The organism is Streptomyces sp. NPDC012794, from assembly GCF_042901085.1.
Classification (GTDB): Bacteria; Actinomycetota; Actinomycetes; order Streptomycetales; family Streptomycetaceae; genus Streptomyces.
This window is the reverse complement of sequence record NZ_JBIBCI010000002.1, coordinates 597,911-609,489: the sequence shown is the minus strand read 5'-3', so window position 1 is coordinate 609,489 and position 11,579 is coordinate 597,911. Positions and strand designations below refer to the sequence as shown.

15 protein-coding genes are annotated in these 11,579 nt (G+C 73.6%); 5 read left to right on the top strand and 10 right to left on the bottom strand.

Annotated features, from left to right (window positions below; genetic code table 11):
- Positions 1–76: 76 nt before the first annotated feature.
- The 6 genes from ACFY7H_RS06035 to ACFY7H_RS06010 form a co-directional block, all read right to left on the bottom strand.
- On the bottom strand, positions 77–457 hold the full coding sequence (locus tag ACFY7H_RS06035; protein ID WP_388933665.1) for a DUF6507 family protein: 381 nt from the start codon (positions 455–457) through the stop codon (positions 77–79).
- Between the two features lie 67 nt (positions 458–524).
- Positions 525–833, bottom strand: a complete 309-nt coding sequence (locus ACFY7H_RS06030; RefSeq protein ID WP_388933662.1) for a pore-forming ESAT-6 family protein — start codon at positions 831–833, stop codon at positions 525–527.
- 19 nt (positions 834–852) lie between these two features.
- On the bottom strand, positions 853–1,185 hold the full coding sequence (locus ACFY7H_RS06025) for a hypothetical protein (protein WP_388933660.1): 333 nt from the start codon (positions 1,183–1,185) through the stop codon (positions 853–855).
- A gap of 38 nt (positions 1,186–1,223) precedes the next feature.
- Positions 1,224–2,075: a hypothetical protein gene (locus ACFY7H_RS06020; protein ID WP_388933657.1), complete on the bottom strand. Its 852-nt coding sequence runs from the start codon at positions 2,073–2,075 to the stop codon at positions 1,224–1,226.
- A gap of 1 nt (position 2,076) precedes the next feature.
- Positions 2,077–3,468: a PH domain-containing protein gene (locus ACFY7H_RS06015; protein ID WP_388933655.1), complete on the bottom strand. Its 1,392-nt coding sequence runs from the start codon at positions 3,466–3,468 to the stop codon at positions 2,077–2,079.
- Complete coding sequence (locus tag ACFY7H_RS06010; protein ID WP_388933652.1) at positions 3,465–3,956, bottom strand: PH domain-containing protein; 492 nt, start codon at positions 3,954–3,956, stop codon at positions 3,465–3,467. The genes ACFY7H_RS06015 and ACFY7H_RS06010 overlap by 4 nt, the downstream gene beginning before the upstream one ends.
- 31 nt (positions 3,957–3,987) lie before the next feature.
- Here ACFY7H_RS06010 and ACFY7H_RS06005 point away from each other — a divergent pair, with 31 nt between their 5' ends.
- The 4 genes from ACFY7H_RS06005 (at position 3,988) to ACFY7H_RS05990 (ending at position 6,787) form a co-directional block, all read left to right on the top strand.
- On the top strand, positions 3,988–5,130 hold the full coding sequence (locus ACFY7H_RS06005; protein ID WP_388933650.1) for an NADH-quinone oxidoreductase subunit D: 1,143 nt from the start codon (positions 3,988–3,990) through the stop codon (positions 5,128–5,130).
- A 91-nt stretch (positions 5,131–5,221) separates the two neighbouring features.
- Positions 5,222–6,094 carry an arylamine N-acetyltransferase gene (locus ACFY7H_RS06000; protein ID WP_388933647.1) on the top strand — a complete coding sequence of 291 codons (873 nt, stop codon included), beginning with the start codon at positions 5,222–5,224 and terminating at the stop codon, positions 6,092–6,094.
- A 37-nt stretch (positions 6,095–6,131) separates the two neighbouring features.
- Entirely contained in the window at positions 6,132–6,347 is a 216-nt protein-coding gene (locus tag ACFY7H_RS05995; protein WP_382637860.1) for a hypothetical protein, read from the top strand.
- A gap of 107 nt (positions 6,348–6,454) precedes the next feature.
- A complete protein-coding gene (locus ACFY7H_RS05990) occupies positions 6,455–6,787 on the top strand; it encodes a hypothetical protein (protein ID WP_388933644.1) in 333 nt (110 codons plus the stop codon).
- Positions 6,788–6,937: 150 nt separating this feature from the next.
- On the opposite strand, the gene ACFY7H_RS05985 is transcribed toward ACFY7H_RS05990, so the two are convergent.
- The 4 genes from ACFY7H_RS05985 to ACFY7H_RS05970 form a co-directional block, all read right to left on the bottom strand.
- Positions 6,938–7,942 (bottom strand): hypothetical protein, encoded by a 1,005-nt coding sequence (locus ACFY7H_RS05985; protein ID WP_388933641.1) that lies wholly within the window; start codon positions 7,940–7,942, stop codon positions 6,938–6,940.
- A gap of 95 nt (positions 7,943–8,037) precedes the next feature.
- Positions 8,038–9,021 (bottom strand): ABC transporter substrate-binding protein, encoded by a 984-nt coding sequence (locus ACFY7H_RS05980; RefSeq protein WP_388933638.1) that lies wholly within the window; start codon positions 9,019–9,021, stop codon positions 8,038–8,040.
- A 63-nt stretch (positions 9,022–9,084) separates the two neighbouring features.
- Positions 9,085–9,750, bottom strand: a complete 666-nt coding sequence (locus ACFY7H_RS05975; protein ID WP_388933635.1) for an ABC transporter permease — start codon at positions 9,748–9,750, stop codon at positions 9,085–9,087.
- Between the two features lie 4 nt (positions 9,751–9,754).
- The gene (locus ACFY7H_RS05970) at positions 9,755–10,447 is read right to left on the bottom strand and encodes an ABC transporter permease (RefSeq protein ID WP_388933734.1); all 693 of its coding nucleotides are present in this window, start codon (positions 10,445–10,447) and stop codon (positions 9,755–9,757) included.
- A gap of 160 nt (positions 10,448–10,607) precedes the next feature.
- On the opposite strand from ACFY7H_RS05970, the gene ACFY7H_RS05965 reads away from it, so the two are divergent.
- Positions 10,608–11,570: an ABC transporter ATP-binding protein gene (locus tag ACFY7H_RS05965; RefSeq protein WP_388933632.1), complete on the top strand. Its 963-nt coding sequence runs from the start codon at positions 10,608–10,610 to the stop codon at positions 11,568–11,570.
- The last annotated feature ends 9 nt before the right edge of the window (positions 11,571–11,579 follow it).

Below are 11,579 nucleotides of genomic sequence, written 5' to 3'. Positions count from 1 at the left end.
GTACGGTCCTGCTCCAGCGCGTCCAGATCACCCGTGAACTGCGGAATCGTGCACGGATTGATCGGTACGTGGTCGGTCACTTCTGACCCGCCCCCGGGAGGTCGACCTTCGGCTCCTTCAGGGCCTCGCGCTGCGCGTTCTGCGCCTGCTCGATGTTGCCCTGCACGTACGCCGTCGTGGCCTTGACGACGCCGTTGATCGAGGCCTCCGTACGGGCGCCGATGTACGAGAGACGGTATTCGTGGGATTTCATGAGCTCACCCAGCGCGCCGGCGATCGGGCCCATGCCGCCGCCCTCGCCGCCGGTGCCGCCGCCCGGCGTGACCGTGCCCGCGTGCTTCGCCGCCTCCGGCAGCTCCGTCTGGAGCGTCTTGCCCGCCTTCTGGAAGCCCTCGGCAGCGGTGATCGTCTTGTTGACGACCCCCTGCACGCCCGACGGCTTGATGTCCCAGCCCATGTCCTACCCCCGTGTCCTTCGTCCCTCGCCGCGTCCCTCGTGCGTCCCGCGTCCGTCCGGCCCGGTGTCAGCCGATGTTGTCGACGGCGGCCTTGGCCCTCGCCAGCGTGGCCTGCGCGGTCGCGTCGTTCTGCTCCAGCGTGGTGCGGACGAGGCGGATGATGTCGCGCACCTCGTTCGCCGCCTTGTTCCAGCGGACTTCCTTGCCGTGGTACTCGTCCGAGACGCCGTCGGCCGTGAACTCGGCCATCGCCGCCTTCACCGCGGCGTCACGGTCGCCGAGCACCCGCTCCAGCTGGCCGATGATCCCGCCGAGTCCGCCCTGGACCTCCACGGAGGCCGCGATGTCGTACGAGGTGCGGTCCTGGTTAGCCATGTCTCACGGTCCCCCGGTGTCAGCGCGCGCCGAAGCGCGCGGCGTCGAAGTTGGCGGAGCCCATGTTCTGGTGGGCGTTGTCGCCCTGCTCCTGGTCACCGGTGGTGAACGAGGTGTCCATCCCGGCCTGACCGCCGAGGATGGCCCGCAGGGATCCGTTCAGCTCGGCGGTGATCGCGTCGGAGCGCCGCTTGAACGAGTCGAACGCGGTCCGGCCGACGCCGTTGAACTTGCCCTCCAGCGGGTCCGCCGCAGCGATCAGCAGCTTGATCAGCGTGCCGAGGTCCTCGCTGGAACCGCCCGTGGCCTTGCCCAGCTCGGACAGCGTCGTGCTGCCCATGTCGAACTTCATTCACCCACCCCTGACGTGTTGTGCCGTCATTTGCGTGCCTACCTGTCTACCGAAGGGACGTTGCGAACACAAACACGGTTTCCTCCGTCCTCGACGTCTGGCCGAAAAGCGCCGCGCTCCGGTCCCCGTTGCCCCAGGACCTTCCGAACGTAGTCGTCCCCCGCGTCCCACAGCCAGGCTGCCAGGGCCCGGCCGTCCGGGCCCTGGCAGCGGGAGACGGGGCCGGCGGCGTGCCGGAGGGCGCGGTCGGAGGGTGCGTCGCCCAGGAGCCGCCGCAGCAGCTCCACGGCCGGCGCCTCGTCCACGAGGGTCACCGCACCCGCGAGGCCGACGAGTTGGGTCTCCACGTCGAAGCGGAAGCGCTCGCCGGCCCGCATCCGGGCGAGGCCCCGCTCGACGGCGGCACGGATCGCGGGCAGGCAGTCCCGCACGTCCCGCGCGTCCAGGCAGTCGCCCAGCCGGTTGTCGAAGCCCTCCCGGTCGGCGAGCCCGACCAGGGCGCGGAGGGTCTCGGTGCGCAGTGCCGAGGTGCCCTTCTCCTCGGCCAACTCGCGGCCGGCGACGGCGGCTTCGCAGAAGAGGCCGTAGCTGCGGTCCACCGAGAACCAGCGGTCGATGGACCAGTCGTACCAGAAGGCGGCGCGGGGGTCGGTCGTGGCGGCCCGGACCACGGCCTCGTACCCGGCGGGCTCCGCCCAGTGGACCAGGGCGACGAGGGCCATGAGGCGTTCGCCGCCGGTCGCGGCCGGGTCGCCGACGAGCGCGGTGAGGCCGGGGACGCGGTCGCGGTGGGCGGGACGGTCCTCGCCCTCCCAGATCACCTCGTAGGGGTCGTCGGTGGGGGCGCCGTCGAAATCCGTGCCCAGCAGCCTCTCGTAGGCCGTCGCCATGTCAGGTCATCCATCGGTCGGGGCGGGCCGCCGCGCGGGAGGTGCGGGAGCGGACCGCCTGGTCGTGCAGCAGGTCGCGGGCTTCGGCGGCGGCGCGCAGCCGGGCGGTGACGGTCTGGTTCGCGCCGGTGTCCACGTGCAGGTCGGCCAGCCCCCGGGCGCGTTCCCAGGGGCCCTGGGAACGGCGCACGCTCTGCACCTTCGCATGCGGAACGATCTCCGTACGCCGGCACAGGCGCCCGCGCCGGGCCGCGAAGACCTCCTCCGAGACGGCCAGGCCGTACCCCTTCCACCACACCGGCACCACCCACCGCGAGCCGGTGCGCGGGGAGGGGGTGAACTCCAGGCCCGCCGGGTCCGCTCCCGGCAGCACGCGGGCGATGAGGGCGTGGGCAGCGGCGCGGGTGGCCACCGGCACCAGCACCCCGTTCCCGGAGCCCGCCACGGCCAGCTCCACCCGGACCCAGCCGAGCCGCCGCCACAGCAGCGGCTCCACGATGCGTACGGTCTGCACGCGCCCCGGCGGGACGGTCTCGTGGGCCCGGTCCAGCAGCCCGTGGTCCAGGCGCAGCCCGTCGGGGGACTCGGCGACGGTCCAGCCGTACCCGGCGAGGAAGCGGCCGAGGCTGCCGGTCCACACCGCGCCGAGCAGCGGCACCAGGATGACCACCGCCGCCCAGGCGCTGTCGCTGAGCCGCCACACCGCCAGCGGGGCGACGAGCCCGGCGGCGAGCGCCGCCCACACGTCGAGGCTGAGCAGGAGGGAGACCACCAGGTCCCGTACGGACACGCGCAGCAGCTCGCGCGCGGGGGCCTGGCCGACGGCGACGGCTTCGGCGGGCGCGAAGCCCGCCGCCCGCGCCAGCAGCTCGGCGCGCAGGGCGACGGCGTCGCGTTCGTCGAGGAAGGCGAGCTCGTCCTTCTCCTCGGTGCCGACGACGTCGAGGCGGAGTTTGGCGACCCCGGCCAGCCGGGCCAGCATCGGGCGGGTCACGTCCACGGCCTGGAGGCGGTCGAGGCGGATGTGGGCGGTGCGGCGGAAGAGCAGCCCGGTGCGGATGCGCAGCTCGGTGTCGGTGACGGCGTAGTGGGTGAACCACCAGCTGAGGAAGCCGTACGTGCCGAAGACGAGGACCAGCCCGGCCACCACGAGCAGCCGCACGGCGGGGGTGAGGCCGGTGATCCACTCCTGGACGCGGTCGCCCTGCTGGACGAGGACACCGGCGGTGGCGGCGATCGGCACCCATGCGCGGCGCAGCGGGGTCAGCACGTGCAGCCGCCGCTCAACGCTGCCCCGCGGGGCGGGGGCGCCGGGGGGCGTCGCGGAAGCCGGCGGCGGGGCGTCCCCGTCCGGGGTTCCCGCGGAGGGGCCGGTCACAGGCCCGCCGGTCACAGGCCCGCCGACCTTGCTTCGCCGAGCGCCGTCAGGCGGTCGCGGAGGCGTTCCGCCTCGGCGGGGGCCAGGCCCGGGATCTTGGCGTCCGTCGCGGCGGCGGCCGTGTGGAGCTGGACCGAGGCGAGGCCGAAGCGGCGCTCCAGCGGGCCCGAGGTCACCTCCACCAGCTGCATCCGCCCGTACGGGACCACCGTCTCCTCCCGCCACAGCACCCCCCGGCTGATCAGCAGGTCGTCCGTCCGCTCCGCGTACCGCCAGGACCGCCAGTTCCGCCCCACCAGCACCCATCCCCAGCCCAGGACCACGAGCCAGAGCGCCCCGCAGGCCGCCCACCCCGGCCCGAACGCCAGGCCCAGCGACACGCCCGTGGCCGCCGTCAGCGGCACCGTCCAGATCACCAGCAGCAGCCGCCTGATCCGGCGCAGTCCGCCCGGCAGGCCCACCCACCGCGGACGGCCCGTCTCACCCTGCGTCCCCGTATCCATGTGCCCACCCTAGGACTGAGACAATGCGCCCATGACGGAGACCACGGTCGGCATCGGCGGTGCGGCGGAGAGCACCGACATGGTGCTCAACATCGGACCCCAGCACCCTTCCACCCACGGCGTGCTGCGCCTGCGGCTCGTCCTGGACGGCGAGCGCATCGCCAGCGCCGAGCCGGTGGTCGGCTACATGCACCGGGGTGCCGAGAAGCTCTTCGAGGCCCGCGACTACCGGCAGATCGTGATGCTCGCGAACCGCCACGACTGGCTCTCCGCGTTCTCCAACGAGCTCGGCGTGGTCATGGCCGTCGAGCGGATGCTCGGCATGGAGGTCCCCGAGCGCGCGGTGTGGATGCGTACGCTCCTCGCCGAGCTGAACCGGGTCCTGAACCACCTGATGTTCCTCGGGTCATACCCCCTCGAACTGGGCGGTATCACCCCGATCTTCCACGCGTTCCGCGAGCGCGAGGAGCTCCAGGCCGTCATGGAGGAGATCTCCGGCGGCCGCATGCACTACATGTTCAACCGCGTCGGCGGCCTCAAGGAGGACCTCCCCGCCGGCTGGCTCGGCCGGGCCCGCGCCGCCATCGCCGACGTCCGCACCCGCATGGACGTCTACGACAAGCTGGTCCACGGCAACGAGATCTTCCGCGCCCGCACCCGCGGCGTCGGCGTCCTGTCCCCCGAGGCGGTGCACGCGTACGGAGTCTCCGGCCCGATCGCCCGCGCCTCCGGCGTGGACTTCGACCTGCGCCGCGACGAGCCGTACCTCGCGTACGGCGAGCTGGCCGACGTACTGAAGGTCGTCACCCGCACCGAGGGCGACTGCCTGGCCCGCTTCGAGGTGCTGCTCGACCAGACGCACAACGCCCTCGACCTGGCCGTGGCCTGCCTGGACCGGATGGCCGAGCTGCCGCCCGGGCCGGTCAACCAGCGGCTGCCGAAGGTCCTGAAGGCGCCCGAGGGCAGCACGTACGCCTGGACGGAGAACCCGCTCGGCATCAACGGCTACTACCTGGTCTCGAAGGGGGAGAAGACCCCGTACCGGCTCAAGCTGCGCAGCGCCTCCTTCAACAACATCCAGGCGCTGGCGGTGCTGCTGCCGGGGCAGCTGGTCGCGGACATGGTGTCGATCCTGGGCTCGCTCTTCTTCGTGGTCGGCGACATCGACAAGTAGCCGGGACCGCCGGCTTCCGCTCCCCGCCCGACCTGACGGTCCGGCGGAGGGCGGCCGGGGCGGTGTCGGTGGGGCGTCCTAGGGTGCCCCCATGACCACTGGTACGTACACGGACTACCTGCGCAGGATCGGCATCACCGCTCCCGGCGCCCCCTCCGCGGGAAGGCTGTTCGCGCTCCAGCGCGCCCACCTGGAACACGTCGCCTACGACAACCTCGACATCCACGCGGGCCGGCCGCCGGGTATCGACCCGGCGCTGTCGGTGCGGCGGCTGAGCGCGGGTTTCGGCGGTTACTGCTTCCACCTCAACGGCGCTTTCGCCGCGCTCCTGGAACACCTGGGGTACCACGTGACCCGCCACCTCGGCGGCGTCGAGGACGATGCCGCCTCGCGCGTGGTCAACGGGCAGCACCTGACCTTGACGGTCCGCGTGGAGGGGGAGGCGTACTGGGTGGACGCCGGGCTCGGCGACGGCCCGTACGAGCCGCTGCCGCTGCGCGAGGGCCCGTACGAGCAGGGCGGCTTCCGCTACGCGCTGGAGCGGCTGGAGCCCCTGGAGGGCGAGGGCCCGGGCTGGAGCTTCCTGTCCCCCGCCAGCAGCACGCCGCGGGTCAACTTCCGCGACGCGCCCGCCACGACGGCCGACTTCGAGGAGACGCACACCTGGCTGGCGACCTCCCCGGAATCCCCCTTCGTACGGACGCTCGCGCTGCTCCGGCGCGACGCCGACGGCATCGACGTCATGCGCGGCCGCGTCCTGACCCGGATCTCCGCCGGGAAGGAGACCGGCCGGCGTGAAGTGGCCGGGCAGCGGGAGTTCTTCGAGACCGTGGCGGGCACCTTCCGGCGGAGCCTCGACGACCTGACGGCCGCCGACCGGGACGCCCTGTGGGCCCGGGTCGACGAGACGCACAGGGCGTGGCTGGCGTCCAGGGCTGCGCAGGAGACCCCGGCGGCCTCCTGACGGCTTCGGTGTCGGTGCGGCAGGGCAGACTGGGGGCATGTCCCACTCCCCCCGACGGGCCTGCCCCGCCTGCGGCCGCGACTGCGCGGTGACCGCCGGCCGGATCGCCCGCCACGACCCTCCGGCCGGGCGCGGCCGGGGCGACCTGGTGTCCTGCCCCGGCTCCCGGGCCCGCGTGGTGCTCGGCGCCTCGGCCCCGACCCTGGACGGCTTCGTCCTCGGGCCGCATCCGGGCCAGCTGCCGCTGTTCTGAGGCACCGGGCGGTCGCCGTACCGGGTACCGGGTACTGGGTACGGGGCCGGGGCGTCTGAGTACGCGTACGGATCCCCGCGCCCGGCCCGCCGCGCCAGGATGGCCGCATGACCTGGAGCCCTCAGCCCCCGACCGTCACCGCGCCCCCGTCCGCCGGGGCGGGGCGGACGCGCGTGCGCGCGCTGATCGCCGCCGCGTTGTTCCTGCCCGCGCTGGTGGTGGCGAAGATCCTGGTGCTGTCCACCGAGACGGGTGGCCGCTGCCTGATGTACGGCGGCTGCGCGCCCTTCCCCGGGGTCCTCTTCCTGGTGCTGTGCGGTGCGGCGGCGGTGGCGATGGTGCTGGCCCTGGCCGCGCCGGAGCGGCTGCGTGGCTGGGCTCTGGGCGCGCAACTGGTGCTGGAGCCGGCCGCGGTGGGGCTGGTGCTCGTCTTCCCCTGAGCCCGGCCGACCTGCCTGGCCCGACGCGACCCCGCGGGTTGTACACAGGCTGTGGAAAATCCGTTCGGCCGGGCACCCTCCGCGGGTGCCCGGCCGAACGGTCAGTGCGGAGCGGTCAGTGCGGAGCGGTCAGGGCCGAACGGTCAGGGCCTACGAGATCGCGGTGCGGAGCCGGACCACGTCGATGGGCTCGGTCTCGTCGTGCGCCGTCAGGTCGATGACCTGGCCCATCGCCTCCTGTTCGGGGGTGGCCGCCTTGAACTCCGGCTCCGCTCCGCCGCCCGCGGTCTCCGCCTTGTGGACGGCGAGGGCCTCGGCGCCGACCACGTCGGCCAGGTCCTCGTTCTGCACGGACTCGATCACGGCGCGGGCCTGCGCGGCGTTCTTGGTGCCGAAGAAGTCGAAGCCGCCCTCGACGCGGGAGGCGGTGCGGCGCTGGGCCGCGTACGGGGCCACGGGCGCGGCCGGCCGGCGGGCCGGGACGGCCGCCGCCGGGGCGGGAGCGGCGGGCCGGGTGTGCGCGACGGCCGTGGCGGGGGCGGCGGGGGCCGGGGGAGCGGCGGTGGACCGTTCCTGCGCCTTGCGCGCCAGGGCCGACATCGCGGCGTGCGCCCGGGCGTAGCCGACCGGGGTGGGCGCGCCGGCGCCGGTGCGTTCCTCGGAGACCGCCGGGAGCTCCTTGGGGCCCGCCGGGGCCGAGGCGGCCTCGATGGCGAGCAGCCGGCGCTTCTCCAGGGCGCTGGCGCGCTCGGTCTCGGCGGTCGCGTACCGGCGCAGCAGCGCGGCGTGCTCCCCGCGCAGGCCCGCCAGTTCGACGCGCTTGGCGCGCAGCTTGGCGTCGAGCCGGGCGCGCAGCAGGCGGGCCTCCTCGAGGTCGGACTCGAGCGCGGCTATCCGCTCGTCGGTCTTCCACTCGTCCTTGACCCGCTCGCGGGCCAGCTCCGCCACCCGGCGGCCGGCCGCCCGGTCCCAGGAGCGCATGAGGACGGCACCGCCGGCGCCCGCGGCGGCCGTGAGGGCCACGAGCAGGCGCAGTGCGAGGGGTTCCGCCAGCAGCCACGCCGCGCCGGCGCCGGCCACGGAAACCCCGGCGACGGCCGCCGGCGTGAGAAGTCGGTGCAGGGGCTCGGGATTGCGGTGACGTCCACGGGGCATGGCCTGAAATTTACAGGGCGTGGGCGGCGTGTGGGGTACCCGCCCGGCAATCCGTTCCCGGGCAGTTACCCCACAATGGGCGAACAAACACGGAACTATTGCTTCCGCAGAAGGCCCTTGGAGTCGAGATAGGACTTGGCGACGTCCGACGGCTTCGCCCGCTCCGCGTCCACCTTCCGGTTCAGCTCGACGAGGTCGGCGGTCGTCAGCACCTTGGTCAGCCCGTCAAGGGCGGCCGCGACCTCAGGGGCCCCGGCGTCCTTGGCGTTGACGACCGGCAGCACGTTGTCGGCGTTCTGGAGCTTCTTGTCGTCCTCCAGCAGAACCAGGCCGTAGCCGTCGAGGGTGGCGTCGGTGGTGGTGGTCAGCACCAGCTGGTCCACTCCGTCCTTGACGGCCTGCTTGGCCTGCGGGGTGCCGACTCCCTTGGGGTCGACGCCGGAAACCTGGATTCCGTACGTCTTCTCCAACCCCGGTGCGCAGAACGGGCGGACGGCGCATTCGTCACCCGCCGCGATCTTCACCTTCAGGCCCGACTTTCCAAGATCGGAAAGGGACTTGAGGTTGTTCTTCCGCGCGAATTCCCGGCTCACCGCGAAGGCGTTCTGGTCGACCGCCGCGCCCGCCGGCAGCACCTTCAGCCCGAGCGGCTGCGCGAGCTTCTCCAGCGCCGCCACCGTCGCCACCGCGTCACTGGAGGCGACCGGCTTCTCCTTGGGCGCGTTCGGGCCGTTCACCTTGGCGTTCAGGAACTCCGCGAGCGTGGCCGCGTACTCCGGGACGACGTCGATCTCGCCCTTCTCCAGCGACGGCTCGTACAGCTCCCGGTTGTTGACGGTGGTGATGGAGGCGTCGTAGCCGGCGCCCCTCAGCAGCTGCGCGTACAGCTCGGCCAGCACGTTGGACTCGGTGAAGCCCGCCGCTCCCACCACCAGCCTGCCCTTGCCGCCCCCGGCCGGCGCCGCGGAGGAGCCGCCGTCCTTGGACGTCTCCAGGCTCTCGCCCCCGCAGGCGGCGAGCGAGACGGTCAGGGCCAACGCGCCCAGGGTCGCGCCGAGGATGCGCGTGGACTTGCTCATCATGCTCCTTAGAAATCGGGGAAGGGCCGCGGGCCGGGAGGGCCGCGGCACGGCGGCCGCGCCTCAGCGCGACGGGACCCGCGGCAGCAGCCGGTCCGCCGCCACCAGGAAGCCCTCCACCACCAGGGCCAGCAGGGCCACCAGCACGGCACCCGCCACCACCTGCGGGGTGTCGTACGTGTTGAAGCCGGCGGTGATGATCCGGCCCAGGCCGCCCTGGCCGACCATCGCCGCGATCGTGGCGGTGGCGATGACCTGCACGGCACCGGAGCGCAGCCCCGTCATCACCAGCGGCCGCGCGAGCGGGAGTTCCACCCGCAGGAAGAGCTGGCGGCCGGACATGCCCATGCCCCGGGCCGCCTCGACCACCGCGCGGTCCACCTCCCGCATGCCGACGTACGCGTTGGTCAGCAGCGGCGGCACCGCGAACAGCACGAGCGCGGCGATGGTCGGGACGTAGCCCGCGCTGCGCAGCGGCGAGACCATGAACAGGGCCAGCACCGCGAACACCGGAACCGCCCGCCCCGCGTTGGAGACGTTCACCGCGAGCGTGCCGCCCTTGCCGAGGTGGCCGAGCCACAGCCCCACCGGCAGGGCCACCGCACAGGCGATGGCCAGGGCGATCCCGCTGACGTAGACGTGCTCCCCGAGCCGGTGCCACACCCCGGCCTCGCCGGACCAGTTGGCCCCGTCGGCCAGCCAGTCCCAGGCCCGCGCCATCACGCCCATGCCCTCACGCCCCTTCGGCCTTCGCGGGACGGCCGGGGCGCGTCCACGGGGTCAGCAGCCGCTGCACGCCGAGCAGCAGCAGGTCGGCGGCGAGCGCCAGCAGCACGCACAGCACCGAGGCGGTGAGCACCTGGGCCTTGAAGGAACTGTTCACGGCGGGAGCGATCAGGTTGCCCAGGCCGCCCTTGCCGACGATGGAGCCGACGGTGGTCAGCGCCACCGTCGACACGGTGGCGATCCGGACCCCGGCGAGCAGCGCCGGCAGTGCCAGCGGGAGTTCGACCTGCCACAGCAGCCGGGCGGGGCCGTAGCCCATCCCGCGCGCGGCTTCGCGTACGTCCTCGGGGACGGCCTCCAGGCCGGCCAGGACGTTGCGCACCAGGATCGTCAGCGAGTACAGGACCAGGCCCGTCACCACGAGCGCCGCCGACAGCCCGAAGAAGGGCAGCAGCAGCGAGAACATGGCGAGCGAGGGGATCGTGTACAGCAGGGTCGTCAGGCCCAGTACGGGGGCCGCCCAGCGGCGGCCGCGGCGGGCCAGCAGCGCGAGCGGCACGGCCACGGCGACGCCGATGAGCACCGACACGGCGGTGATCCAGACGTGCTCCGCCGTGGCGTCGGCGAGTTCCGCGGAGCGGGAGCTGACGTACTCCCAGCAGATCCAGTCGTTCGCCACCAGGCAGCCCTGCCCGGCCATGCCGCCCACCCCCTTCTCCTCGCACGCGCGTGCCGGAGACCGGCCCTCGAGCGACCATAACCCCCGGTGCCCGTGCTGGCCGGAATCATTCGCACAGTCGCAACACTCCCCTGACGAACCCTTCGCCCATCCGGGCGGACCGCTGGGGGAGGATGGCGGGGTGATCCGATTCGAGCGAGTGACCAAGCGGTACCCCGACGGGACGACGGCCGTGGAGGACCTGTCCTTCGAGGTCGCGGAGGGCGAGCTGGTGACGCTGGTGGGCCCGTCCGGCTGCGGCAAGACGACCACGATGAAGATGGTCAACCGGCTGATCGAGCCGACCTCGGGACGGATCCTGCTGAACGGCGAGGACATCGCGGCCGCCGACCCGGTCGAGCTGCGCCGCCGCATCGGCTACGTCATCCAGCAGGTCGGGCTGTTCCCGCACAGGACGGTGCTGGAGAACACGGCGACCGTGCCGCAGCTGATCGGCACCCCGAAGGCGAGGGCCCGCGCCCGCGCGGCCGAACTGCTCGAACTCGTGGGGCTGGATCCGGCCGTCTACGGGGGCCGGTACCCGCAGCAGCTGTCGGGCGGGCAGCGCCAGCGCGTCGGCGTGGCCCGCGCCCTCGCGGCGGACCCGCCGGTCCTGCTGATGGACGAGCCGTTCGGCGCGGTGGACCCGGTGGTGCGCGAACGGCTGCAGAACGAGTTCCTGGCCCTCCAGCGGACCGTCCGCAAGACGATCCTGCTCGTCACGCACGACCTGGAGGAGGCCGTCCGGCTCGGCGACCGGATCGCGGTCTACGGGGAGGGCACCATCGAGCAGTTCGCCCGCCCGGCCGCCGTGCTCGCCGCGCCGGCCAGCGCGTACGTCGCCTCGTTCGTCGGCGCCGACCGGGGACTCAAGCGGCTCGCCGTCACCCCGGTCGCAGCGGCCGACGTGACGGCCGCCGAGGGCCCGGCCCCCGCCACCTCGGTGCCCCTGGGGGCGTCGCTGCGCGAGGCCCTGGCCGCCCTGCTCCAGGAGGACTCGGGCCGGATCGGCGTCACCGACCCGGACTCCGGCGCGCTGGCCGGCGTACTGACCCCCGCCGACGTCCACCGGGCGCTGCGCCGGGCCGGCCACCAGGACGCCTGACACCCAGGA

Coding starts and splice junctions, on each gene's coding strand:
- ACFY7H_RS06035 (WP_388933665.1), bottom strand. CDS start 457: ATGGGCTGGGACATCAAGCCGTCGGGCGTGCAGGGGGTCGTCAACAAG.
- ACFY7H_RS06030 (WP_388933662.1), bottom strand. CDS start 833: ATGGCTAACCAGGACCGCACCTCGTACGACATCGCGGCCTCCGTGGAG.
- ACFY7H_RS06025 (WP_388933660.1), bottom strand. CDS start 1,185: ATGAAGTTCGACATGGGCAGCACGACGCTGTCCGAGCTGGGCAAGGCC.
- ACFY7H_RS06020 (WP_388933657.1), bottom strand. CDS start 2,075: ATGGCGACGGCCTACGAGAGGCTGCTGGGCACGGATTTCGACGGCGCC.
- ACFY7H_RS06010 (WP_388933652.1), bottom strand. CDS start 3,956: ATGGATACGGGGACGCAGGGTGAGACGGGCCGTCCGCGGTGGGTGGGC.
- ACFY7H_RS06005 (WP_388933650.1), top strand. CDS start 3,988: ATGACGGAGACCACGGTCGGCATCGGCGGTGCGGCGGAGAGCACCGAC.
- ACFY7H_RS06000 (WP_388933647.1), top strand. CDS start 5,222: ATGACCACTGGTACGTACACGGACTACCTGCGCAGGATCGGCATCACC.
- ACFY7H_RS05995 (WP_382637860.1), top strand. CDS start 6,132: ATGTCCCACTCCCCCCGACGGGCCTGCCCCGCCTGCGGCCGCGACTGC.
- ACFY7H_RS05990 (WP_388933644.1), top strand. CDS start 6,455: ATGACCTGGAGCCCTCAGCCCCCGACCGTCACCGCGCCCCCGTCCGCC.
- ACFY7H_RS05985 (WP_388933641.1), bottom strand. CDS start 7,942: ATGCCCCGTGGACGTCACCGCAATCCCGAGCCCCTGCACCGACTTCTC.
- ACFY7H_RS05980 (WP_388933638.1), bottom strand. CDS start 9,021: ATGAGCAAGTCCACGCGCATCCTCGGCGCGACCCTGGGCGCGTTGGCC.
- ACFY7H_RS05975 (WP_388933635.1), bottom strand. CDS start 9,750: ATGGGCGTGATGGCGCGGGCCTGGGACTGGCTGGCCGACGGGGCCAAC.
- ACFY7H_RS05970 (WP_388933734.1), bottom strand. CDS start 10,447: ATGGCCGGGCAGGGCTGCCTGGTGGCGAACGACTGGATCTGCTGGGAG.